Raw genomic sequence first — 22,913 nt, forward strand, 5'->3', positions numbered from 1 at the left:
GAGAGCCGATGTCAGCAGCCGAGGGTCCGCTCGTCGTCGGTGTGGACTCGTCCACGCAGTCCACCAAGGTGCTCGTCGTCGACGCGGCCACCGGGCAGGTCGTGGCGAGCGGGCAGGCGCCGCACACCGTCTCGTCCGGTGACGGCCGCGAGAGCGACCCGCGCCAGTGGTGGGACGCGCTGTGCGAGGCGCTGCACCAGTGCGGGGAGGCGGCCCACGAGGCCGCCGCCGTGTCGATCGCCGGCCAGCAGCACGGACTGGTGACCCTGGACGCGCAGGGCGCCCCGGTACGGCCGGCCCTGCTCTGGAACGACGTGCGCTCGGCCCCGCAGGCCCGCCGTCTCGTCGAGGAGCTGGGCGGTCCGAAGGCCTGGGCGGAGCGCACGGGCAGCGTGCCGGGAGCCTCCTTCACGGTCACGAAGTGGGCCTGGCTGGCCGAGCACGAGCCGGAGGCGGCGCGCTCGACGGCGGCGGTCCGCCTGCCGCACGACTACCTCACCCAGCATCTGACGGGCGAGGGCACGACCGACCGGGGAGACGCCTCGGGTACGGGCTGGTGGGCGTCCACGACCGAGGGCTACGACGAGGAGATCCTCGCCCTTGTGGGACTCGATCCGTCGCTGCTGCCCCGGGTGGTGCGCCCCGGCGAGGTGGCGGGGACCGTGCGTGACAGCCACGACCTGCCGTTCTCCAAGGGCACGCTGGTGGCGGCCGGCACCGGTGACAACGCCGCCGCCGCGCTGGGCCTCGGACTGCGGCCGGGAACCCCGGTGCTGAGTCTCGGCACCTCCGGCACTGTGTACGCGGTGTCGCGCCACCGGAGCGCCGACCCGTCGGGAACGGTGGCGGGTTTCGCCGACGCGCGCGGTGACTGGCTGCCGCTGGCCTGCACCCTCAACTGCACGCTCGCCGTCGACCGGGTCGCCGCCCTGCTCGGCCTGGACCGCGAGGCCGTGGAACCCGGTACGTCCGTCACCTTGCTCCCCTACCTGGACGGCGAACGCACCCCGAACCTGCCGAACGCCTCCGGGCTGCTGCACGGGCTGCGCCACGACACCACGGCCGGACAACTGCTCCAGGCCGCCTACGACGGCGCCGTGCACGCCCTGCTCGGCGCGCTGGACCTGGTGCTCGACCAGGACGCCGACCGCACCACCCCGCTGCTGCTGATCGGCGGCGGCGCCCGGGGCACGGCCTGGCAGCAGACCGTACGGCGCCTGTCCGGGCGGCCCGTGCAGATCCCCGAGGCCCGAGAGCTGGTCGCGCTGGGCGCCGCGGCCCAGGCCGCGGGGCTGCTCACCGGCGAGGACCCGGCCGCGGTCGCCCGCCGCTGGCGGACCGCCGACGGCCCGGTGCTGGAGGCGGTGGACCGCGACGAGACGACCTTGAACAGGATCTCCGGGGTACTCTCCGATGCGGCACCGCTCCTGGAGCGCGGGACGCGGACCCCCTGACGGACGCCGGCCGTCGGACGGCCGTCCGACGGCCGTCCGCCCGCATCGCACCGCTCGGCGCGGATTCGCCGGCGGACACCGACCAAGGACGACGGAGGCATGACCGCACCGCTGCACGAGGCCCGCCCGGCCGGTCCGGGGCGCGCGCTGCCCGACACCCAGCAGGGCATGCGCCGCCGCAACCTCGCCCGGGTCATGCACACCGTCCGCGCCGACGGGCCGCTGTCGCGGGCGGCGGTCGCCTCACGCATCGGACTGACCCGTGCCGCGGTGTCGACCCTCGTCGACGAACTGGTCCGGACCGGGCTGCTGGAAGAGCTGGGACCCGAACGGCCCGGCCGGGTGGGCCGCCCCGGTTCGGCGCTGGCCGTCAGCGGCCACGGCCCGGCCGGGGTCGGCGCGGAGGTCGGGGTCGACCACCTCGCGGCCTGCGTGGTCGACCTGCGCGGCCAGGTGCGGGCACGGGCGGTACGCCACGGAACCAACCGCGGCCGCTCGCCCGAACCTGTGACGCGCGAACTCACCGCGCTGATACGACAGGTCGTCGCCGAGGCGGAGCGGCAGGACCTGTGGCCCGCGGGGCTCTCGGTCGCCGTGCCCGGACTGATCGCACGGGACGGCCGTACGGTCGTGCGGGCTCCCAACCTCGACTGGAACGACACCGACCTCGGCGCCCTGCTGCCTCCCGGCCTGCCCCTGACGGTGGACAACGAGGCGAACTTCGGCGGGCTCGCGGAACTCTGGCTCGGCGAGGACACTCCGCGTGACTTCCTGCACGTGTCGGCGGAGATCGGCATCGGTGCCGCCGTCGTGGTCGACGGGCGGCTGCTGCGTGGGACGCGCGGTTTCGCGGGCGAGCTGGGGCATGTGCCGGTCGAACCGGAGGGGCTCGTCTGTCCCTGCGGCGGGCGCGGCTGCCTGGAGCAGTACGCGGGAGAGGAAGCCGTACTGCGGGCGGCCGGCCTGGAGCCGGGCGAAGGCCGGGTTGGGCTGCTCGCCACCCGCGCGGCCGAGGGCGACGAGGACGTACGGCGGGCCCTGCGCGAGGCCGGCAGGGCGCTGGGCGTCGCGCTGACCGGGGCCGTCAATCTGCTCGACCCCCGGAGCGTCGTGCTGGGCGGTGCCCTGGCCGCACTCGCGCCCTGGCTGCTGCCCTCCCTGGAGGCCGAGTTGGCGAGCCGGACCGCGGGGCCCGCCTGTCCGGTGTCCGTGTCCCGGCTGGGCCCCGAGGGGCCGCTGCTGGGTGCCGCGCACGCGGTGGTGCGGGCCGTCCTCGACGACCCGGCGTCGGTGGCCGAACGCGCCTGACCGCAGGCCCACTTCACCCGATCGAGTGGCGGAGTTTTCCACATTTCCCCGGGTGTCCACCGAACCCCGCCGGGCTCTTCTGCCCAACCCGCAAGCCCCGTAACGTGATTCACGCGAGGTGCCGCCGTCGAGTCGGGTCGACCGCGGATCTCAGGTGGACGAAGGGGTTCACATGACGGGGGAAACACGAGCTGTCCCGGACACGCACGTCCTGTCCGCCGGCGCCGCACACCGGCCGGTGGACGCGGTCCGGATATCCCGGGTCGCCGCGGTGAAGTGACTCGTGCGCGACCGCGGGTTCGGCAGGCCGGACCCCGGCCACCCCGGCCAGTCGGCCACCCGGACCGACGCGTCCCCGTTGGCCGATCCGTGCGACACCAACTCCGGCCGTGGCCAAGCTCCGCAAGGAGCGGCCGTCGGTGAGCGAGACTCACCGCGGACCGCACGACCACCCCACACGCGGACCGCACGACCAGCCCACCCAGCGACCCCCCGCACCACCTCCTCACCGACCTCCCGCACCACCTCCCCACGGACACCCGCACCACCACTCCCCCACAGAAAGGCCACCGCCCATGGAACGGGCACGACCTCTCCCCAGCCGACGAAACCTGCTCAAGGGTGCCGCTCTGGCCGCCGTCCCCTACGCCCTGCTTCCCGCCGCACCGGCCGGCGCGCGACCCCGGGCGGTGGACTACCCGGAGGCCGAGTGGCAGCCGGCGAGCAACTCCAACTACACGGCGTCCAGTCGGCCCATGAGCTACTCGGTGGACCGGGTGGTCATCCACGTCACCCAGGAGCCCTACGCCAGCACCCTGGCGATCTTCCAGAACCCGAAGAAGGAGGTGTCCGCGCACTATGTCGTCCGGTCCGCCGACGGACGCGTCGCGCAGTGCGTCCTCGAGTCGGACGTCGCCTGGCACGCCGGGAACTGGGACTACAACACCCGCAGCATCGGCATCGAGCACGAGGGCTGGGTGGACGAGCCCGCCTACTTCACCAACGCCCTGTACGAGGAGTCGGCCAGACTCACCGCGGCGATCTGCGACAGATACCGCATCCCCAAGGACCGCGCGCACATCATCGGGCACTATGAAGTACCGGGCACGGACCACACCGATCCCGGGCCCAACTGGGACTGGATGCGTTACATCAGACTGGTGAACTTCGCCTGACGGCGAGCCCGGGCGAAGAGGTTGTCCGGGGGCGCGCCGGGAGTGACGATGTCCCCAGCCGCATCGCCATCCGGGGAGGCCGCATTGACCGATCCGTGGGTGGCCCTGGAGCCGGGGGCCGACCCTGCCGAGCGTGTTCGGGCCCTGCGCCGGGCACACGAGACGTTCACCGCGGTGGGCGCGGTGCCGCGCCCGGTGCGTCCGGTGGTGGCCGACTCGTGGCGGCGGTCCGCGCGGGCGGGTGTCGGGCCGGACGGCACCGCGAGCGTGGAACTCGCCGACAGCGACCTCGGCACTTACCGGGCGGAGCATCCACTGGCGCCGGTGATGCCACTGTTCCGGGAGTTGCTGGGCACGTTCGCCGCCGACGGGGAGCATCTGCTCGCGGTGTGCGACACGCACGGCAGACTGCTGTGGGTGGAGGGACATCCGGAGACGCGCCGCAAGGCGGGCCGGATGAACTTCGTGCCGGGCGCGCGCTGGTCGGAGTCCGCCGTCGGGACGAACGCGCCGGGCACGGCGGTCGCCCTGGACCGCCCGGTACAGGTGTTCGCGGCCGAGCACTTCATCCGGCGTGTCCAGCCCTGGACGTGCGCGGCGGCCCCGGTGCACGATCCGCGCACGGGACAGGTGCTCGGAGCGGTGGACATCACCGGTGGGGACGGGCTCGCCCACCCGCACAGCCTCGGTTTCGTGCGGGCGGTGGCGCGGGCCGCCGAGTCGGAACTGGCGCTGCTCGCCCCGCGCCGCCCCGCCGCCGACGCGGCCGAACTGACCGCGCTCGGACGGGACGAGGCCCGACTGGTGGTCGGCGGTCGCGGTGTCCGGCTGAGCCGTCGGCACAGCGAGATCCTGGTGCTGCTGGCCCGCCACCCGGAGGGTCTGACCGGGGACGAGCTGCTGTGCGCGCTGTACGAGGACGAGTCGGTGACGCCGGTGACGCTGCGGGCCGAGCTGGCCCGGCTGCGCAGGGTGCTCGGTCCGGGACTGCTCTCCTCGCGCCCGTACCGGCTGTCCGTGCCGGTCGGCTCGGACGTGGCGGTCGTCCAGCACCGGCTGGAGACGGGGGCGGTCGCGGCGGCCGCCGCGGCGTACTCCGGTCCGCTGCTGCCCGGCTCGCAGGCCCCCGCGGTGGTGCGGCTGCGGCAGCGTCTCGCCGACGGCATGCGGAGCGCGCTGATCGCCCGGCGCGACCCCGACCTGCTGGCCGACTGGGCGCACGCGCCGTGGGGCGAGGACGACCTGGACGTGTGGCGGGCCCTCGTCGCCGTACTGCCGAGCGTGACGGCCCGGGCCCGGCTCGCCGCGCTGGAGGCGGAGCTGGCGGCTCCGCCCGGCTGGCCCCGTACGGCACCCCGCTGACGTCTCCGGCCCGGCACGGCCCGCGGTGGCTCGCCGCAACGTCCTTGCAACGTCGGCATGTCTAGCCTCGCGCCGAGAGCTGCCCAACGGCGGGCAGCGCTGCTGAGGAGGCAGACCAGGATGACCCGTTACGCGGCGCCCGGCACCGAGGGCGCGATCGTCTCCTACCAGACGCGCTACGACCACTTCATCGGCGGCGAGTACGTGCCGCCGGCCCGCGGACAGTACTTCGAGAACCCGTCGCCGGTGAACGGGCAGCCGTTCACGGAGATCGCGCGCGGAACGGCGGAGGACGTCGAGCGGGCGCTGGACGCGGCGCACGCGGCCGCCCCGGGCTGGGGCCGCACGTCCGTGACCGAACGCTCCGACATCCTGCTGAAGATCGCCGACCGTATGAAGGCCAACCTCGAGTCCCTGGCGGTCGCCGAGAGCTGGGAGAACGGCAAGCCGGTCCGCGAGACGCTGGCGGCCGACATCCCGCTGGCCATCGACCACTTCCGGTACTTCGCGGGCGCGATCAGGGCGCAGGAGGGTTCGCTCGGGGAGATCGACAACGACACGGTGGCGTACCACTTCCACGAGCCGCTCGGGGTGGTCGCGCAGATCATCCCGTGGAACTTCCCGATCCTCATGGCGACCTGGAAGCTGGCACCCGCGCTCGCCGCGGGCAACGCGGTGGTGCTCAAGCCCGCCGAGCAGACCCCGGCCTCGATCCACTACTGGATGAGCCTGGTCTCCGACCTGCTGCCGCCCGGCGTGCTGAACATCGTCAACGGCTTCGGTGTGGAGGCGGGCAAGCCGCTCGCCTCCAGCCCGCGGGTGGCCAAGGTCGCGTTCACGGGCGAGACGACGACGGGGCGGCTGATCATGCAGTACGCCGCGGAGAACATCAAGCCGGTCACGCTGGAGCTCGGCGGCAAGTCGCCGAACATCTTCTTCGACGACGTCTCGGCGGCGGACGACGACTTCCGCGACAAGGCACTCGAAGGCTTCACGATGTTCGCGCTCAACCAGGGCGAGGTGTGCACCTGCCCGTCCCGGGCGCTGATCCAGCGCGGTCACTACGCCGAGTTCGTCGAGGCGGCGGTCGCCCGCACCAAGCTCATCACGACGGGCCACCCCCTCGACACCGACACCATGATCGGCGCCCAGGCGTCCAACGACCAGCTGGAGAAGATCCTCTCTTACCTGGACATCGGCCGACAGGAGGGCGCGCGCGTCCTGACGGGCGGCGAACGCATCGAGCACGACGGTGAGTTGAAGGGCGGCTACTACGTCCAGCCGACCATCTTCGAGGGCGACAACCGGATGCGTATCTTCCAGGAGGAGATCTTCGGCCCGGTGGTCTCGGTGACGTCCTTCGACGACTTCGACGACGCCATCAAAATCGCGAACGACACGTTGTACGGCCTCGGCGCGGGCGTGTGGACCCGGGACAACGGCACCGCCTACCGCGCGGGCCGCGCCATCCAGGCGGGCCGCGTCTGGACGAACTGCTACCACGCGTACCCCGCGCACTCCGCCTTCGGCGGCTACAAGCAGTCCGGAATCGGGCGCGAGACCCACAAGATGATGCTGGACCACTACCAGCAGACGAAGAACCTCCTGGTGTCGTACTCCCCGAAGAGGCTCGGCTTCTTCTAAGGGCACGAGAAAAGGCGCCTGACCTGGGCTTTTACACGTCAGGCGCCTTCCGCTCGTCCCACTCAGGCCTGAGCCTGATTTATATCGCGACTCCCAATTCGTCCCGCTGGTATCCCACGCTTGACCATCTGTTCCGGACCAATCGCGGACCAAAGCCCTGGCTCCCCCGTCAGGAGCGACACCAGGGCTGACCCGTTGCCACTCCTCAAGCGACTGCTCAATGAGATTGTTGGCCCGATCCCGCACACCGTCCAAGAACTTGGCGTGGTAGCGGAAGAGAACCTCCCATGCTCTGACCCGCGCGGCGAGCAACATTCGGCCGGGTCCAGGCCGCAGTGCAACCAGAACGAGATCCCGGCATGACAAAGGTCGTAGGGCCGCTTGGCCAGCCCAGAAGAGAGTTCCGTGCGGGTCAGCACGTACTCCCGTGCCCTCGCCCACATCAAGCCATACGCGAACATGTCGATGGAGTTGCCTCCTATGTTGCGCGCCGCATCACGAACCCGACGTCTGCTTGGGTCCGCCGGCGGCGAGGGCAAGCCGATATGAGCGCAGGGCTCGGGGTGCGCTGTCCGAGACGACCGCCAGCAGGCCGCCGTCCGTGAGCCGGTCGAGGCTTCGCGTAGCGCGGCGTTCGGGAATCCTCATTCGCCCACGGCAGGCAAGAATAGCGCCGAAAGGGCCATGCCAACGTACAACGTCCCGCAAAACACCAGGCCAGACGGTGCTACTACTCGGCTGCGATCAAGTTTCCGAAACTGCCCGGAATGACGCATTGCGTGAGTTGCCCCGCTGGCGAGGCTCCTACTTGGGAGGCCGTCTGTCTGAAGCCGCCATCCGGTCCGTCTGCTTCACTTCACCCAGACTCTTTTGTCCTTGGCGGACTGAACGCTCGGGTCGGCCAAACGGCGGGTTACTACCTTGCGGTGTCCACTGGGCTCTGCGTCTGGATCCGCGCGGCCGGTCTGTTCGGTGAGGGTCTCTTGCAGCGGAGATGCCCGCGGTGATCGTGTCCTCCTCGCGTATGTTGCGGGGCATCCCGGTGCCATAACACGGCAAGTGGCACAGGGCATAAGGTATGGTCACGTCAAGTCCGTGCCGGGGCGCCCCTCCGGCCGCCATAGTGAGGACCTGAAGATCGTGCAGTGGCCACAGGCCACAGCGTAAGCCCTACCCGCTGGTGGGCGATTCGACCGGGTCATGGCCCGGATCGCGGGCCGGTTCGGGCGGGTTGAGCCGCGGAAGACGGCTCGCCCCCATCTGCTCGGGCTGTTGTCGGGCGTTGAGCGGAAGAACTGCCGGCAGCTGGCCGAACAAGCCGGCCACGCCCGGCCCGGACCGATGCAGCGCCTGCTGCGCGATGCCCGCCGGGACGCCGATGCCGTCCGCGACGACCTGCGCGCCTACGCCGCCGAACACCCCGGCACCGACGGCGGTGTCCTGATCGTGGACGAGACCGGCTTCCTGAAAGAAGGGCCGGACCTCGGCGGGCGTGCAGAGGCAGTACACCGGCACCGCCGGACGCATCGAGAACAGCCGGGTCGGTGTGTTCCTCGCCTACGCCACCCACCGGGGAGGGGCGTTGATCGACCGCCGGCTCTACCTGCCCGAGCACTCGTGGTGCACCGACCCCGAGCGTCGTCGGGCTGCCGGGATACCCGACGAGGTGGACTTCGCCACCAAACTCCGCCTGGTCGGCGAGATGATCGCCGCCGCGCTCGACGGCGGCATCACCGCCTCCTGGGTGACCGGCGACGAGGCCCGCGGCCAAGACCCGCAGCTGCGAACAGCCCTGGAGAAACGCGGCATCGGCTACGTCATGGCGGTCACCCGCTCGACCCGGGTCCGCATCAACCACGGCCGCACTCCCGTCCGCGCGGACACCACCACCGGCCGCCTGCCCGCCACGGCCTGGCACCGTCACCAGCCGTTCGAGCCAGACGAACGTATGGCCGGAAGCGGCATCAGCTCAGCCCGAGCGCCTCCAACCTCGGAACCGGACTCACCGCAGGCGTCACACTTGCCAGCACAAGGCAGACGAGCACCGCGAATGGAGCAACAGGGTAGACAGAACGCATAACGGCCCCTCACAGTCAGCACATAGTCGAGCAGATGCCGCTCCGACCGGATCGACACCCCACTGCGGAGGTCGGGCGCACAGGTGCACAGACATCGGGCGATCACCGCGATACCCCGGCGGCTTTACCCCGACTCTGGGCCTCACGGGTGGGTCTCAGCGACCGCTTGAGCCGTGCTGACCGAGGAGGACGTATGCGAGGCAAAGGAAGGGCCGCGGAGACAGCGGACTCCGGCTACCCGCGGCGAGTGTTGACGTGGCTGATAGCGGCGGTGGCGCTGCTGGCCGGCCTGATGGCGACAAGCTCATCCGCCATGGCAGCCGACCTGCCGTACGGGCCGTACACCTGCGCCGCGGGCTACGTGTGGCGGGACGCGTACCCGGGCGACCAAGTCTGCGTGACGCCGGCGATCCGCACCCAGACCGCGACGGAAAACGCGCTGGGCCCCTCACGCCGCGAGCCGAACGGCGGCATTTACGGCCCGGACACCTGCAAGCAGGGCTTCGTCTGGCGCGCAACGCGGCCCTCGGATCACGTGTGCGTGCCGCCGGACAGTCGCGACCAGGCCAGCAGCGACAACGCCAACGCCGCCTTGCGGCTGGCTGATCCGGGTGCGACGCCGCGCGGTGGGGTGTCCGTCACCACCACGTTGTCTCCGACCGGCGGTCGCCTGTTCGCCACCGGCAGTGGGCTCACGCCCTACGGCACGGTGCGGTTCTACAGTGCCGGGACCAGTGGGCCGGTCTCGCTGGGCCGACTGACGGCCGACGCCGCCGGCAACCTGCCGGGATGGCAACAGGTTGTGGACCTCCATTGCGACAGCGGACCGTATCCAGCCACCATCGTGGTCCTTGACCAAGGTACAGGCCTCGTCACCACCGCCGGCACCACCGAAGCATTCCACCCCTGCTTCTGAGTCGGCACGCCGCACAGGATCGGCGGGCAGCAGGCCCCTTATCGGCAAAGCTGTCGTAGCAGGCAGGTGTTTGTTGCTGAAGAGCGTGACGTGGGTAGTCAACTCCGCCAGCACTGCGCGGGCCTGGAAGAACGGCTCCAGGTCCACGCCTCCGCGATCAGCCTTCATGTACGCGTCTTGGGCCCGTCAGTGCAGAGGGACGTCTCAGTGCAGTGCAGCAATTCCTCTGCGGACCGTCGTCACTGCCTCGCGAAGGAGTCGAAGCTCGTGCACCCGCCGGTCCGCCTCGATGGGGAAATGGCTGTGGGTGCGTTGAAGGGCGATCACGGCGGCGTCGGCCAGGTGGCCGCCGACGTGCGCGAGCAGGTCGGAGCGCAGGCTGCGGATCAGTGCCGAGGGCTCTCGTGCGCCCAGGCTGCGGCACGTTCGGCTAGGGGGTAGAAGACGCCCCTGCGCGGCGGGCCTCGATGACGCCGTCGGTGTGCATCAGCACATCCCTCGGCTCCAGGGTGAAGGTATCGACATGGTAGTCGGGGGGAGAGATCTCATGGTGATCAAACACCTGGTAGGGGAGCCCCTCCCACGAGCTGAATGACTCCACGACGATCAGTGGCGAGCAGTCAGCGACGCTTACGACCGCCCGGCTGCTGCTGTCTCTGCAGACGACCGTCCGCTCATCGTTGGATCGGCAAAAGAACTGGTCGAATGCCTTGCCCGTGTCACGCTGGTGGCCGTAGGCCGCCTGGTTCCTGATGGCGATGGGTACACCAAGCTACTTCCTTTCCACAACCCTTGAGGCAGCGTCGAGGTCTTTGCTCTTCCAGCAGAGGCACATAGAGATCATCACCACCACCGGCACCCCCGCCGGGTGCCGACATCCACCTCAGCGCCCAAGCCGCCCGCCGCCTATGCCACTTCGTGCGCATCCCACCCGCGCACGTGGCCGTCGGGACGCGGTCCTGTTCCCTGTCGGAGCAGCGTCAGCCCGGACAGTTCCGCGGTGGCTGCCACAAGCAGGTCGACAGGGCCGGCGGAGCGGTGCTTGCCGGCGTCGGTGAACAGTTGCTGCACGCGACGGGCGCGCGCAGGCGTTGTCCGGCGTGGGAACCAGCGGCGATCCGCAACTCGCCGCGGTCGATACGCCCCGCCCGACCAGCCCTGAGCGGATCAGGCCAACCGACCCGGTTCCGGCCGCCGCTCGCCTTGCTGTCCGCGCCCCGACCAACTTCTGCACATTACGGCATGTTCACGCCATGTTGCGTACCGTATTATCCGTACGACGATTGGACGGGGTGTGCCGGTGGACGGGCTGCTGTCCGGGCCGACGGCCGAGGTACGGGGGATGGGGCGATCGCCACCGTAGCCGTCGTCGGGGATGTACCTGCGCCGCGCTCACTGCCGGACCACAGCGGGAAGGGGCCCCACTCGGCGGTCTGGGCCGCTCGCCCTCGTGAGGGGGATGACACGGTGCTGGTAACGGAGTTCCGGACGCTGGACCTGCCGATAGCCGAGAGGTTCGCTTCCTGGCACGACATGACGGTCAGCGCACTGATACCCAGCGCGGTCCACACCGACCATGAGGGGGACTTCCAGGCGAGTGCGCGGGTGCTGAATTTGAGTGGCGTTCAGGTGTCTGCGCTGACCTACCCGTCGCTGGAGACACGTCGGACAGCAAGGATGATCCGGCGCTCTGATCCCGAATCCATGCAGCTGATGCTGACTCTGCGCGGCGGCCATCGGATCCTCCAAGGCGGCCAGGACACCACCATCGGCTCCCGTGAGATGCTGCTCTTCGACACCTCGCACCCCTGGCACGGCTGGGCGAGCGCGGACCGTGACGCGGTGGAGGGGGTGTTGGTGCAATTCCCCCGGGCGCTGCTGCCGATCCCGGCGAACAAGGTCAAACGGCTCACCGGGATGCGTCTGTGCGGGCGTGAAGGGGTGGGCGCCCTGCTGTCCGCCTACCTCACGCAGCTCAGCACGGGCGCCGCCTCGTACACCACGGCGGACAGCCCCCGACTGGCCACCCTCACCCTCGACGTGCTCACCGCCTTCCTCGCTCACCACCTCGACGCCACCACGTCAACGCCGCCCCAAAACCGCCATCGCTCCCTGCTGATGGAGATCCACGCCTTCATCCAGCAGCACCTGGACGACCCGGACCTGTCCCCGGGCACGATCGCCGCCGCCCACCACATCTCCCTGCGCTCCCTGCACCGCCTCTTCCACAACCATGCCCACGGCGCCACGGTCGCCTCCTGCATCCGCCGGCAGCGCCTCGCACGCGCGCGACGCGACCTGGGCGACCCTCGCCTGGCCACACGACCTGTCCACGCGATCGCCGCCCGCTGGGGCTTCCTCCGCCCTGCCGACTTCACCCGGGCCTTCCGCACCATCTACGGCTCCACCCCCACCGAATACCGCCAGGGAATCTTGCGCGCAGGTGATGGCGTCCCTCGCTAAGCGTTTGGCACGCACTGCTATCCACATGCCGGCAGCACCCGGGAATGATCGGGCAAGAAGAGATGCGCCGTGCATGGTGCACATCCATGACGCCGCGCCGTTTCCCATCTCGTCCAGGAGGACACCATGCGCACACGCACGCTGCTCGCACGATCCGCGGTGACCATGCTCTTCGCCTCCGCGGCCATCATCGGCATGACCTCCCCCGCCAGCGCCGCCACCTGCTCGGGCTCGTCCTGCGACGGCAAGGACCCCGGCGCCTATTGCCAGTCCGACGCGAGAACCGTGCAGAGCCTGAAGCTGGGCCAAGCACTGCTCGAGCTGCGGTACAGCTCCTCGTGCCGCGCTGCGTGGGCCCGGATCAGCAATGCGTCGTTCGACACCCGTAGTCAGTTCACGCCTTACGCGACCGTCCACCGCAACAGCGACGGCCGCCAGTACAGCTGCTCGGTGAGCACCACCGGTTCGTCCTGTTACACCTTGATGGTCAACGACGCCAACGTCACTTCGTACGCGCGCGGGATGTGGGACAGCGGTGCGAACATCTACGAGGGACGCACCGGCTCCTACTAAGGCCCGCCTGCGGGGCGGCGGCGCCGGGTGCGCCGCACCAACCAGTTGCCACACTGCCTGCCGGGCGCGACGGCCTGGGAACACACCGGGCAGTGGCTGTCGGCGACAGGCTGGAGGGTGCGTCCGGCGCAGTCGGAGCACAAGCGTGCGGTGCCGGTGACGAGGCAGCGCACCACCGGGCAGTCGGGGGAACCTGCCGGATCGGGAAGACCTGCTGTCACAGGCCGGCCAGGGCGAGCTGCTGGCGCTGCTGGGCGGCTGCCTGGATATCGGCGGCGCGTCCGAGGCGGTCGGTGATGTCGCTGGAGGCGGTGACCAGGATCGCCCGGTGCTCGTCCAGCATCTTCTTGGCCCAGGGCTGGGCATCGACGATCGCAACGCGTCGGTACGACCACCATCAGCACCTGCAAGAGCGTTGGCGGATACGCCTTGACCCCCTCACCGACGCCAACCCCCACATCCCCTCCGGCCCGGCCTCCCTCCACTCTGACCTGTCGGAACCTGATCACCTACCCCGAGACCCTGAGCCTCGCCGCAGCCCTCGACCGCCTGCCCCCGCACTCCCTGAAACGCGCGGAGCAGACCGCCTCCTCCACCACCTGGCCAGCCGCCTCCAACTGCCCCGCCTCGCACCCGCCGACCACGACCTGCTCTCGCAGCGCCTGCACACCCACTGAACCAGCGACCGTCGCGGGCTGTGCCAGGCATGGCGCCGGCCAGGCCGACTCCCACCGCCAGGCCGCCCACTGCTCCGCGTGCGCGAAGACGCCGAGCGGGTTAAGTCCAGGCCGAGGTGAGGTTGCTGTAACAGGCGCGGGTCCGGCCGCCGGGCAGGGTCATCGTCGGCAGGTGGGTCCACCGTGCGGCATTCGTTCTCAGAAGCTTGTCTGGCGGCAACATGTCAAAAAGAGGGCTTAAAGACGTCATTGTTACCCGCACCCGGCTCCGCCATGCTGGTCCGGCGTCCACTGCGCAGAACTCTCTGCGCGCGGCAGGGGAGGACCATTGAAGAGACGAAGGATGATCGCGCTCGCGGCGGCGAGCACCGCCGCGGCCGGGCTGTTCCTCGCCCCGGCACCCACGGCGTCCGCGGCGGCCACGTCGTGCTACGGCAGCGCCAAGACCATTAACGGCACCGACGACAACGGCCACTGGCCGCCCGGCGGTTCCACGTACACCACGTCCAACTGCAACGACATCAACGTCAAGATCACCCGGACGATCGACGTGCAGACCTGCTTCGCGCCCTCGAGCGGCGGCTACTACTGCAACGGCTGGCGCACGGTCTACGCCAACACCTGGGGGCTGGCCGCCACCGACGTCAAGGACGGCACCAGGTTCTGGCTGCTGTTCACCAGCACCGACGTCCACGGACTCGCCGCCTACTGACCCCCAAAAAGCCCAAAAGGGGCTCAAGCGCCGATCGCGTGCGCCGAACCCCCCGGTCAGGTGGTGGTGCGGCGAGCCGGGCTCGGCGCGGCCTGGCGGCCCGGCGCGGCCGGACCCGCCACCGCGGGGAACGCGTGACGTCGGCGCCGTCCGCGGCGGGAAGGTCCACACGGTGCTGCAGTCCGAGAGCGGCCCCGGCACGCCCCCTGCCGGGGCAGATGCTGGTGGTCCGGCGACTGCGGCCGCCACGGGTTCAAGGCCGGGCACGGGCTGCCAGCCGGGCGTGCCCGGCTGGTGCATGAGTGGCCAGAAGGCCTTCCGGTTCCGGTAGGGGAAGGCCGGCAGTCGGCCGTCCGCCGCCCAGGCGGTATACGGTTCGGGCGGTTGCCCGGGGGTGGGCCGGACGAGGGCACAGGCCAGCCAGGTGGGTGGTGTGCGCATCAGCCAGCCGGGCGAGGCGGCCTTCCGGAAGCGGTTCGCTGCGTGCCATGTCTCGTCCCGCTCCAGGGCATCCGCGACGCGCAGACTGCTCACTCGAGATGGAGACCGAACAACTCATCATCGAACCGCTCCACGGCCCCACCCGGACGGCCCCAGCCGGCCCCGGTTCGTGAAGGGACGACCCGAAGCGGCCCCGGCCCCCTGCGTTTGACCTTGCCCGTCCGCGGCGCCTCCTCGTGCCATCCTGGGGCCCAGGATCACGGGAAAACTCCACTGGAGCCGCGCAGCCACCGTTCAGCGTGAGAAAAGGTATGCGACCACCACCACAGAATTTGCCGGGTCGCGGTGTGGACGAGCGCGAGTTCGACGCCTTCTACACCGCGAGCGTCGGCCGGCTCGTCGGCCAGTTGTACGCGATGACAGGTGACCTGGCTGAGTCTCAGGACGTGGTGCAGGAGGCCTTCGCCCGGGCCTGGGAACGCTGGGCCGAGTTGGACCTGAACGGTGCCCCCGAAGCGTGGGTGCGCACGGTGGCCTGGCGGCTGGCGGTCAGCCGGTGGCGGCGGGCGCGCACCGCGCTGGCCTTCGCCCGGCGGCAGCGTCCGCCCGCCGCCGTACCGCCGCCCGAACCGCACCACGTGCTGCTGGTCCAGGCACTGCGGCAGATCCCCGAGGCGCAGCGGCGGGCCGTGGTGCTGCATCATCTGTGTGATCTGCCGGTGGAGCAGGTGGCTGCCGAGACCGGTTGCCCCGTCGGCACGGTCAAGGCGCACCTGAGCCGCGGACGGGCGGCGCTGGCACGCCTGCTGGCCGATACGGAGCTCGATCTGCGGACGACCCGGCTGCCGGAGGTGAGGCATGGCTGACGAGACTGAACTGGAGCGGTGTCTGGAGCGGAACCTGGCCGGGCTCGCCGAGTCGGGCCGGCAGCAGGTGGTGCCGCTCGCCGCGCACCGGGTGCGGGCCCGTGGTGAGCAGCGCGTGCGCCGCCGGCGGGCGGCCGTGGCGTTCGGCGGCGCGCTGCTGGCCGCCGCTCTGGTGGTGGGCGGTCTGTCGATGTTCCGAGCCGGCCGGGTGCCGGAGCCGGCCGCGATCGTGCCGGCGCCGACCGTTTCAGGCTTCGTGCCGCCGTCGCCCGCACCGGGCGAGGAGTACGCCAGTGAACTGGGCTATGTGTACGGCGCGGTGGCGCAGGGCGACATGGTGCGGGTCACCGTCGAGCAGCTCCGTACCGTCCGGGGGACCGCGGTGCCCACGGGTGTGGTGCACACGCTGACCCTGCCGCTGGCGACGCTGGTGGAAGCACGGCGGCTGTCCGGCGGGTCCCCTGCGGACATGCGGCTGGAGCAGTTGGTGAGCCGGCTGGCTGCCGGGCCGCGGTGGATGTTCGCGATCGACTACGACAGCGAGGGCCGGGTGCAGTCCCTGCGGGAGACCGACTGAGGCCGCCGGGTGAGGCCGCCGCAGCATTCGCGGCATCGAGGTGCAACCCAGAGGCGGGCCAGGGCGTAGAGCTCATGTATCCCGACTGCATCTGATCCGATGGGACCTTGCCGTGCTCACTTCTCGCCGCCGAACCGGCGCCCTTCCTCTGGCCGCTCTCGCCATGACCGCTCTTGCCCTGACCGCATGCACCGGCAAGGGAGGCGAAGGACAGGCGGACTCCCCTGCCCCGGCAACACCGGTGACGGCTTCAGCGTCGGCGCCCGGACAAGCCGCCACGCCGACCCCGCCCACCGCGACGCACCCGGCTACTGCGACGACCCCGCCGGCCGCGCCCGGCGAGGGCACCGCCCCGGTCGGCACGACGCGCTGGGCCGGCACCAAGCAGTTCATGCAGATCCGCGAAGCCTGGACCGACGGCGGACGGACCTACCTGACAGTGCGCACAGCCCGGAAGGTCGCCGCCACCGGCCCGCACGAGGCCTGGGAGATCATCCCCGGTGAAGAGCCCTACACCACGGTGCTCATGGCCACCGACGCCCGGGTGCTGCTGTCGGTCCCGCTGGGCGACGACTCCGCCCCCTACCCCTACTCCCAGACCGAGTTCATCAACCGGCTGACGGCCACGCCGAGCTCGTCCCGCCCGGGGCTGGGGTACGACCTCAGCTTCGACACGAAGGGCCAGGTGACCAGGCTGCAGTCGCTGTACACCTCCTGAAAGGTGGCGTGGTGAAAAACGAGTGGAGCAGACGGCCGAACCCGCAGGCGACAAGGGCGGATTGAGGGGGCAAGCCGACCGTTCTCCGGAATGTGGACAGAGGCCACCCCGTGCGCGGCAGGAGCGGCCCGTATCCGGTGTCGAGCCGGACTCTAGGTCGCCCCTTCAGACTGCCCCCGCTTCCGGGAAGAAACGGAACGGGCGGCGTGAAGCCGCAGGCTGCGACCACACGGGAGGGTTCTCTTGCAGTTCCGGATCTTGGGCACGCTGGCAGTCGGCATCGGTGGCGCGTTCCACGCCGTTCCGGGGCTCCGGCAGCGCTGTCTGCTGGCGAGCCTGCTCATCCAGGCTCCCGCGGTGGTGCACGTCTCGACGTTGTACAGCGAGCTGTGGGGCGAGGATCCCCCAGCCACCGTCGAGAACGCGCTCCAGGCGCATGTGTCGCGACTGCAACGCACACTGGTTCAGTTGGCGGGCGACCCGGCGGCGGACGTGCTGCGCGCCCGGGGCTCCGGATACAGCCTGGACGTGGCACCGGAGGACATCGACCTCAACCAATTCCGCGGATACATCCGCCAATCCCACCAGGCGATGGAGGCCGAGGAGCTGCCCTCCGCCCTGGAGCTGCTGGACCGGGCGTTCGGGTTGTGGCGAGGGGCTCCGCTGGGTGACGCCGCCGGACCGCTGTGCCAGAGCGCGGCCGCGGAGTGGGAGGAGGAGTACCTTTCAGCGCGGGAGGACGCCTTCTGGCTGCGCATCCGCGCGGGAGAGCCGATGAGGGTGGTCGGGGAGCTGAAACGGATGAGCATCGCCCACCCGTGGCGAGAGCGGATCACCGAGCTGCTCATGGTGGCGCTCTATCAGAGCGGGCGCCAGGCCGAGGCGATCGGTGTCTACAACGCGGCCCGGCTGCGGCTGGTCGACGAGCTGGGCATGGAGCCGTCGCCGAAGCTGCGCCAGCTCTTCCAGCAGATGCTCAACCAGGACCCGGGACTGCACGGCTCCACTGCTCTGCTGCGCCAGATCGCCTGACCGGCCTCGGACGACGAGGGTGCGGGCCTGCCCGGAAGTGGCCGGCAGGCCCGCGCTGGTGGCGCGTCGGGCGAGGGCCCGCGCGGGGGCTACTCGGTGCCGCCCCCGGGCAGAAGCCGGCGGAAGCCGGTGTATGCGGCCAGCGCCTCCGGCAGCACCACCGAGCCGTTCGCCTGCTGCCCCTGCTCCAGCAGCGCGGCGACGGTCCGCCCGATCGGCAGGCCGGAACCGTTGAGCGTCGCCGCGGTCTTCCGGGCACCGCCCGTCCGGTAGCGGATGGCGGCCCGGCGGCCCTGGAAGGTGCCGCAGTCCGACACCGAGGAGATCTCGCGGTAGCTGTCGCTGCCGGGCAGCCACACCTCGACGTCGTACGTCCTCCGCGCGGAGAACCCGATGTCGCCGGCCGGCAACAACACCACCCGGTACGACAACTCCAGTCTTTTCAGGCACTCTTCGACATGACCGAGCATCAGCTCCAGCTGCTCCGCAGCGTCCTCGTCCCGGCAGACCCGGACCAGCTCCACCTTCTCGAACTGGTGCAGCCGCAGGATGCCGCGGGTGTCACGGCCGTAGGACCCCGCCTCGGCCCGGTAGCACGGGAGCAGGCAACTCGGCTCTCACCTGTCCAGCTTCACCGGGTGGGACTCGGCGACCAGCATCTCCACGAACTCCTCCTTGCGGCGCAGCAGTTCCTCGCGGAAGAGGGTGCCGAGCCGCAGGCGCCGTTCCAGGGGGACCGCCGCCCAGCCGGGGGCGGCCGCGGCAGCCGCTTCGGTGGCGAGGTCGATGGCTGCGTCGTCGGCGATCGCGCACCGGCCGACGACGTAGGGGTGCTGCGCGGCGGACGAGTCCGCGTCCTTTTCGAGGGTGCGCTTGAGGCTGACGCTGGTGAAGACATCCTCGAGGAGCGATTTGGCGCTCACGGTGTAAACCCAGCCATCGCCCTCGATGTCTTTCCCCGCGATAAACAGCCCATAACTGTGGAACTTTTTCCCGGGTTTCATCTTGCGGACCCTTCGGAAACACAATCAATCTGATGACGGGCGAAATCTGATGCGATGATTGCAGTCCCCTCTGACCGGGCACTGACGCGGTGCTGATCCGGGCTCGGCAACCGGCTGAGCGCACCCGTCCATTACCCTCCGCCCGGGCCGGTCGGCGCGGTCGGGCGGGCACGGTGATTACCTGGTAGGTAATTGACCCCACTGATCTCCGGACGACACGCTGGATAAGCACTCGGACAGGTATCTGCCCGGCCGCGGGCGCCGGGTGAACACCCCATGTGATCGATCAGGAGTACGAAGGATGACCACCGAGGCCAACCGCAGCGCCTCCGCGCCGTCACCGCCCATGCCGACGGGCGGGAGCCCGGCCGCGCCGCATCGGCTGATCCTGCCGACCGTGCTGGCCGGCGTCTTCATCACCACGCTCGACTTCTTTATCGTCAACGTCACCATTCCCTCTTTGCAGACCGACCTGAGCGCGAGTGCCGCCGCCATCGAATGGGTGGTCGCCGGGTTCGGTCTGGCCTACGGCGTGGGGCTGATCACCGGCGGACGGTTGGGCGACCTGTACGGGCGCCGCAAGATGTTCCTGCTGGGCCTGGGTCTGTTCACCATCGCCTCGCTGCTGTGCGGCGTCGCCCAGTCCGGCGGCTTCCTGGTCTCCTCCCGGGTGCTCCAGGGACTTGCCGCGGCGATGCTCGCGCCCCAGGTGCTGGCCCTTCTGGGCACGATCTTCACCGGGGCCGCGCGCCTGAAGGTGTTCGCGGGCTACGGTCTGGCCATGGGGCTCGCAGCCGTGTTCGGCCAGCTCATCGGCGGTCTGTTGATCGAGGCCGACATCGCCGGCTGGGGCTGGCGCTCCTGCTTCCTGGTGAACCTGCCGATCTGCCTGCTCATCATGGGCCTGGCCTTGAAGGTGGTGCCCGAGTCACGGGCCGAGGGCCGGCCGAAGCTGGACTTCCTCGGCGTCGTCGTGATCACCCTCGCGCTGGTCGCCCTGGTGCTCCCGCTGATCGAAGCCCGCGAGGACGGCTGGCCGTTGTGGACCTGGTTGTCCTTCGGCGCTTTCGTCGTGTTGATGGCCGCGTTCGTGGCCGTCGAGCGGTCCATCTCCTCGAAGGGCGGCTCGCCGCTGGTGAACATCGCCATGTTCCGCGACCGCGCCTTCGTCGTCGGACTCGCCTGCCAACTGGTCTTCTGGATGGGCCAGGCGTCGTTCTTCCTGGTGCTCGCCCTGTACATGCAGGCCGGCCGCGGCCTGAGCGCACTGGAGGCGGGCCTGCTCTTCGCCGCCATCGGCGCCGGCTACATGTACACCTCGATGAACGCCACCAAGTTCGCCGCCAAGCTGGGCCGTCAGGTGCTTGCCGTCGGCGCGCTGCTGATGGTCGTGGGCCTGGTCGTCCTCGGCGTCACCGCTGCACAGCTGGGCTCGGACGGTCACACCGCGTGGCTCATCCCCGGCCTGGTGATCGACGGCGCCGGCATGGGCCTGGCGGTCACCCCGCTCGCCTCCACGGTGCTCGCCCGGGTCAACCCGCAGTACGCGGGCTCGGCCTCCGGCGTACTCACCACCGGCCTGCAGATCGGCAACTCGATCGGTGTCGCGGTGATCGGCGTGATCTTCTACAACGCGCTCGGCGAGCAGCCCGACTCCTCGGCCTTCGCCCATGCCTTCGACATGGGGATCGTCTTCCTCGTCGCCGTCGCCGCCGCCCTGGCCCTGCTGGTCCAGGCGCTGCCCCGCACGAACGCCGGCAAGTGATCCACCCCCATTGAACTCCCGGGGCGGCGAACCCCCGCGCCGCCCCGGGCCCCCTAGCGAGAGAGAGATTGCGCGTGAGAGCGAAGGTACTGCTGGAGCGTTACGTCGGCGTCTGGAACGAGCCCGATCCCGTCGTACGGCAGGCCCAGATCGCGGACCTGTGGACGCCGGACGGGCTGCACTTCACCCAGACCCGCCGCTTCCAGGGCACCGGAAGCCTGGTGGCCCGGGTGACCGAGGCGTACGACCAGTTCGTGAGCGGCCAGGGGTTGCGGTTCCGGGCGGGCGGTGCCCCGGTCGGGCACCACGACGCGCTGGCCTTCAACTGGGTGATGTCACCGGGCGGCAGCGACGCCGTGCTCGCCGTCGGATTCGACGTGGTGTTGCTGGACGGCGAGGGCCGGATCGTCGCGGACTACCAGTTCAACGAGCCTCCGGTGCCGAGCCCCGACCTCGACGCCCAGGCCGAACGGCACCTGGCCTCGGTCGCGGCCGGAAGCGAGCAGTTGCGCAAGGAGATCGCCGACCTCTACCTGCCCGGCGCCCGCCTCGTCGACGAGAGCGGCGTGCACGAGGGCGTGGATGGCATCGCCGCCGCGCTCACGGCCGACGGCGTACGTCACCCGGCGGGCAGCGCCTCGGCGCAGCACGACGCCTTCCGCTACCCGTGGCACACGGAGTCGGGCGAGGCGGGCGTGGACTTCCTGCTCCGCGACGAGCAGGGCCTGGTGCGCACGCACTACCGCTTCACCGGAGCGGGCCGGCGATCGGCGTGAGCTCCCCGGCCCGCGGCACCGGCCGGGTGCCGCGGGCCGGGTGACCGCGGGTCGCGGGCGGGGCCCGGCTGTGCACCGTGCGTGGCCCACTTCCGCGGTTGTGTCCGACGCCGGGGATGATGCAGGGTGATGGGATGACCGAGGTGCAGGAAAGCCGCAAGTGTCCCGCCCGGTAGGCGAATTGATGCGTCGATGGCGGGAGCAGCGGGGTTACAGCCAGCTCGCCCTGGCCACCCGGGCCGAGATCTCCGCGCGTCACCTCAGCTTCCTGGAGACCGGTCGGTCCAAGCCCAGCCGGGACATGGTGCTGCGGCTGGGCCGGCACCTCGACCTGGCGCTGCGCGAGCAGAACCAGCTGCTGCTGGCGGCCGGCTACGCCCCCGCCTACACGGACTCTCCCCTGGACGTTGCCGAGATGCTTCCCGTGCGTGGTGCGCTCCATCAGATCCTGACGGGCCACGAACCATTTCCCGCCCTTGTCGTGGACCGCAACTGGAACATCGTGCTGAGCAATGCCGGCTTCCGGCTCTTCGCCAAGGATGCCGCGCCCGAGTTGCTGCAGCCTCCCGTCAACGCGCTCAGACTGGCCCTGCACCCCGAGGGCATGCAGCCGCGAATCATCAACTTCCCCGACTGGCGCGCCCAGTTGCTGACGCGCCTGCAGCGGCGAGTCGAGCTGACGGCCAACCCGGGCCTGGCCGAGCTGTACCAGGAGCTGCGCGCCTACCCGGGCGGCGGCGAGCCCAGCCGCCCGCCCCGTACCGACCACGCCGACCTCACCCTTCCGCTGCGGCTGCGGTACCAGAACATGGAACTGTCCCTGATCTGCACCATCGCCACCTTCGGCATGCCGCTCGACGTCACCGTCGCCGAACTGGCCGTCGAGGCGTTCCTGCCCGCGGACGGCCTCACCGGCGAGCTGCTCACCCGCCTGCACGCCGCCGCCCCCGCCGGGCCGGACCCGGCGGGGGCGGCGTAGAGCACCGCACGGCGCGGTCAGTCCGCCTCCCCGGGCGGCGGCACCACGTAGCTCGGCGGGGTGTCGAAGTACTGGTGGTCGGAGACGATGCGGCCGGCGTCGTCCAGCGTGAGGAAGTCGAAGCCGACGGCCTCCAGCGCGCCGGTGGGCGCCGACACCATCACCCAGTTGAACCGCAGCGTGTTGTGCTGGCCGCGCGCGTTGTTGCAGGAGCGGAAGGTGAAGCCTCCGGTGGCGTACGCGTCGTGGGCGTAGCCCACCTGGGCGGCGATGGCCTCGTGGCCACGGACGACGGCGACGGCGTTGGCGTAGACGCCGTCGGGCGCCCACAGCTCCTCGACGGCCTGCGACGGGCCTGCGGATCGGTCTCGCTGGGGTACGTGGGCCTAACGG

19 protein-coding genes and 4 pseudogenes are annotated in these 22,913 nt (G+C 70.6%); 17 read left to right on the top strand and 6 right to left on the bottom strand.

Annotated elements, in window-relative coordinates; translation table 11 throughout:
• Window positions 1-8: 8 nt before the first annotated feature.
• From xylB to exaC, 5 genes are all read left to right on the top strand, one after another.
• Complete coding sequence (gene xylB, locus ACWC91_RS27900) at window positions 9-1,454, top strand: xylulokinase (protein WP_225078448.1); 1,446 nt, start codon at window positions 9-11, stop codon at window positions 1,452-1,454.
• A 99-nt stretch (window positions 1,455-1,553) separates the two neighbouring features.
• Window positions 1,554-2,762, top strand: a complete 1,209-nt coding sequence (locus tag ACWC91_RS27905) for an ROK family transcriptional regulator (RefSeq protein ID WP_281155034.1) — start codon at window positions 1,554-1,556, stop codon at window positions 2,760-2,762.
• 575 nt (window positions 2,763-3,337) lie between these two features.
• The gene (locus ACWC91_RS27910; RefSeq protein ID WP_225078446.1) at window positions 3,338-3,937 is read left to right on the top strand and encodes an N-acetylmuramoyl-L-alanine amidase; all 600 of its coding nucleotides are present in this window, start codon (window positions 3,338-3,340) and stop codon (window positions 3,935-3,937) included.
• Window positions 3,938-3,985: 48 nt separating this feature from the next.
• Window positions 3,986-5,299, top strand: a complete 1,314-nt coding sequence (locus tag ACWC91_RS27915) for a GAF domain-containing protein (RefSeq protein WP_281155035.1) — start codon at window positions 3,986-3,988, stop codon at window positions 5,297-5,299.
• A gap of 120 nt (window positions 5,300-5,419) precedes the next feature.
• Window positions 5,420-6,943 carry an acetaldehyde dehydrogenase ExaC gene (gene exaC / locus ACWC91_RS27920; RefSeq protein WP_450643149.1) on the top strand — a complete coding sequence of 508 codons (1,524 nt, stop codon included), beginning with the start codon at window positions 5,420-5,422 and terminating at the stop codon, window positions 6,941-6,943.
• Between the two features lie 495 nt (window positions 6,944-7,438).
• On the opposite strand, the gene ACWC91_RS27925 is transcribed toward exaC, so the two are convergent.
• The gene (locus tag ACWC91_RS27925; RefSeq protein ID WP_450643147.1) at window positions 7,439-7,591 is read right to left on the bottom strand and encodes a hypothetical protein; all 153 of its coding nucleotides are present in this window, start codon (window positions 7,589-7,591) and stop codon (window positions 7,439-7,441) included.
• A 552-nt stretch (window positions 7,592-8,143) separates the two neighbouring features.
• Between ACWC91_RS27925 and ACWC91_RS27930 the strand changes: the two are divergent.
• A pseudogene (locus ACWC91_RS27930) lies at window positions 8,144-8,921 on the top strand (IS701 family transposase); the annotation flags it as partial.
• Between the two features lie 371 nt (window positions 8,922-9,292).
• Window positions 9,293-9,937, top strand: a complete 645-nt coding sequence (locus ACWC91_RS27935) for a hypothetical protein (protein WP_376505970.1) — start codon at window positions 9,293-9,295, stop codon at window positions 9,935-9,937.
• A 966-nt stretch (window positions 9,938-10,903) separates the two neighbouring features.
• Here ACWC91_RS27935 and ACWC91_RS27940 read toward each other — a convergent pair.
• Window positions 10,904-11,020, bottom strand: a pseudogene (locus tag ACWC91_RS27940) (PIN domain nuclease); the annotation flags it as partial.
• Window positions 11,021-11,470: 450 nt separating this feature from the next.
• Here ACWC91_RS27940 and ACWC91_RS27945 point away from each other — a divergent pair.
• Window positions 11,471-12,400, top strand: coding sequence for an AraC-like ligand-binding domain-containing protein (locus ACWC91_RS27945; RefSeq protein ID WP_450726088.1), 930 nt, complete (start codon window positions 11,471-11,473; stop codon window positions 12,398-12,400).
• Between the two features lie 126 nt (window positions 12,401-12,526).
• On the top strand, window positions 12,527-12,973 hold the full coding sequence (locus ACWC91_RS27950) for a DUF2690 domain-containing protein (RefSeq protein ID WP_281155038.1): 447 nt from the start codon (window positions 12,527-12,529) through the stop codon (window positions 12,971-12,973).
• Window positions 12,974-13,190: 217 nt separating this feature from the next.
• On the opposite strand, the gene ACWC91_RS27955 is transcribed toward ACWC91_RS27950, so the two are convergent.
• Window positions 13,191-13,316: a hypothetical protein gene (locus ACWC91_RS27955; RefSeq protein ID WP_263638327.1), complete on the bottom strand. Its 126-nt coding sequence runs from the start codon at window positions 13,314-13,316 to the stop codon at window positions 13,191-13,193.
• Window positions 13,317-13,978: 662 nt separating this feature from the next.
• Here ACWC91_RS27955 and ACWC91_RS27960 point away from each other — a divergent pair.
• The 5 genes from ACWC91_RS27960 to ACWC91_RS27980 all read left to right on the top strand — a co-directional run bounded on the left by ACWC91_RS27960 (window position 13,979) and on the right by ACWC91_RS27980 (window position 17,996).
• Window positions 13,979-14,362: a hypothetical protein gene (locus ACWC91_RS27960; protein WP_281155039.1), complete on the top strand. Its 384-nt coding sequence runs from the start codon at window positions 13,979-13,981 to the stop codon at window positions 14,360-14,362.
• Window positions 14,363-15,114: 752 nt separating this feature from the next.
• Window positions 15,115-15,669: a SigE family RNA polymerase sigma factor gene (locus tag ACWC91_RS27965; RefSeq protein WP_281155040.1), complete on the top strand. Its 555-nt coding sequence runs from the start codon at window positions 15,115-15,117 to the stop codon at window positions 15,667-15,669.
• Window positions 15,662-16,246 carry a hypothetical protein gene (locus tag ACWC91_RS27970; protein WP_450643145.1) on the top strand — a complete coding sequence of 195 codons (585 nt, stop codon included), beginning with the start codon at window positions 15,662-15,664 and terminating at the stop codon, window positions 16,244-16,246. The genes ACWC91_RS27965 and ACWC91_RS27970 overlap by 8 nt, the downstream gene beginning before the upstream one ends.
• Before the next feature lie 241 nt (window positions 16,247-16,487).
• On the top strand, window positions 16,488-16,964 hold the full coding sequence (locus ACWC91_RS27975) for a hypothetical protein (RefSeq protein ID WP_450643143.1): 477 nt from the start codon (window positions 16,488-16,490) through the stop codon (window positions 16,962-16,964).
• 258 nt (window positions 16,965-17,222) lie between these two features.
• The gene (locus tag ACWC91_RS27980) at window positions 17,223-17,996 is read left to right on the top strand and encodes an AfsR/SARP family transcriptional regulator (protein WP_450643141.1); all 774 of its coding nucleotides are present in this window, start codon (window positions 17,223-17,225) and stop codon (window positions 17,994-17,996) included.
• Between the two features lie 89 nt (window positions 17,997-18,085).
• Here ACWC91_RS27980 and ACWC91_RS27985 read toward each other — a convergent pair.
• Both ACWC91_RS27985 and ACWC91_RS27990 read right to left on the bottom strand, forming a co-directional pair.
• Window positions 18,086-18,595: pseudogene (locus ACWC91_RS27985) on the bottom strand (aminoacyl--tRNA ligase-related protein); the annotation flags it as partial.
• A gap of 18 nt (window positions 18,596-18,613) precedes the next feature.
• The gene (locus ACWC91_RS27990; RefSeq protein ID WP_225078436.1) at window positions 18,614-18,919 is read right to left on the bottom strand and encodes an aldehyde dehydrogenase family protein; all 306 of its coding nucleotides are present in this window, start codon (window positions 18,917-18,919) and stop codon (window positions 18,614-18,616) included.
• A 382-nt stretch (window positions 18,920-19,301) separates the two neighbouring features.
• Between ACWC91_RS27990 and ACWC91_RS27995 the strand changes: the two genes are divergently transcribed.
• The 3 genes from ACWC91_RS27995 to ACWC91_RS28005 all read left to right on the top strand — a co-directional run bounded on the left by ACWC91_RS27995 (window position 19,302) and on the right by ACWC91_RS28005 (window position 22,520).
• Complete coding sequence (locus tag ACWC91_RS27995; protein WP_450643139.1) at window positions 19,302-20,765, top strand: MFS transporter; 1,464 nt, start codon at window positions 19,302-19,304, stop codon at window positions 20,763-20,765.
• A 74-nt stretch (window positions 20,766-20,839) separates the two neighbouring features.
• Complete coding sequence (locus ACWC91_RS28000) at window positions 20,840-21,541, top strand: hypothetical protein (protein WP_225078434.1); 702 nt, start codon at window positions 20,840-20,842, stop codon at window positions 21,539-21,541.
• A 184-nt stretch (window positions 21,542-21,725) separates the two neighbouring features.
• On the top strand, window positions 21,726-22,520 hold the full coding sequence (locus ACWC91_RS28005; RefSeq protein ID WP_450643137.1) for a helix-turn-helix domain-containing protein: 795 nt from the start codon (window positions 21,726-21,728) through the stop codon (window positions 22,518-22,520).
• 17 nt (window positions 22,521-22,537) lie between these two features.
• On the opposite strand, the pseudogene ACWC91_RS28010 reads toward ACWC91_RS28005, so the two are convergent.
• Window positions 22,538-22,864, bottom strand: a pseudogene (locus tag ACWC91_RS28010) (nuclear transport factor 2 family protein); the annotation flags it as partial.
• Between the last annotated feature and the right edge of the window lie 49 nt (window positions 22,865-22,913).

Source organism: Streptomyces sp. NPDC001204 (assembly GCF_053598035.1).

Bases quoted from the DNA above. Each gene is read 5' to 3' on its own strand.
- xylB (WP_225078448.1), top strand. From the start codon at position 9: ATGTCAGCAGCCGAGGGTCCGCTCGTCGTCGGTGTGGACTCGTCCACG.
- ACWC91_RS27905 (WP_281155034.1), top strand. From the start codon at position 1,554: ATGACCGCACCGCTGCACGAGGCCCGCCCGGCCGGTCCGGGGCGCGCG.
- ACWC91_RS27910 (WP_225078446.1), top strand. From the start codon at position 3,338: ATGGAACGGGCACGACCTCTCCCCAGCCGACGAAACCTGCTCAAGGGT.
- ACWC91_RS27915 (WP_281155035.1), top strand. From the start codon at position 3,986: ATGTCCCCAGCCGCATCGCCATCCGGGGAGGCCGCATTGACCGATCCG.
- exaC (WP_450643149.1), top strand. From the start codon at position 5,420: ATGACCCGTTACGCGGCGCCCGGCACCGAGGGCGCGATCGTCTCCTAC.
- ACWC91_RS27925 (WP_450643147.1), bottom strand. From the start codon at position 7,591: ATGAGGATTCCCGAACGCCGCGCTACGCGAAGCCTCGACCGGCTCACG.
- ACWC91_RS27945 (WP_450726088.1), top strand. From the start codon at position 11,471: ATGACGGTCAGCGCACTGATACCCAGCGCGGTCCACACCGACCATGAG.
- ACWC91_RS27950 (WP_281155038.1), top strand. From the start codon at position 12,527: ATGCGCACACGCACGCTGCTCGCACGATCCGCGGTGACCATGCTCTTC.
- ACWC91_RS27955 (WP_263638327.1), bottom strand. From the start codon at position 13,316: ATGCTGGACGAGCACCGGGCGATCCTGGTCACCGCCTCCAGCGACATC.
- ACWC91_RS27965 (WP_281155040.1), top strand. From the start codon at position 15,115: ATGCGACCACCACCACAGAATTTGCCGGGTCGCGGTGTGGACGAGCGC.
- ACWC91_RS27970 (WP_450643145.1), top strand. From the start codon at position 15,662: ATGGCTGACGAGACTGAACTGGAGCGGTGTCTGGAGCGGAACCTGGCC.
- ACWC91_RS27995 (WP_450643139.1), top strand. From the start codon at position 19,302: ATGACCACCGAGGCCAACCGCAGCGCCTCCGCGCCGTCACCGCCCATG.
- ACWC91_RS28005 (WP_450643137.1), top strand. From the start codon at position 21,726: ATGCGTCGATGGCGGGAGCAGCGGGGTTACAGCCAGCTCGCCCTGGCC.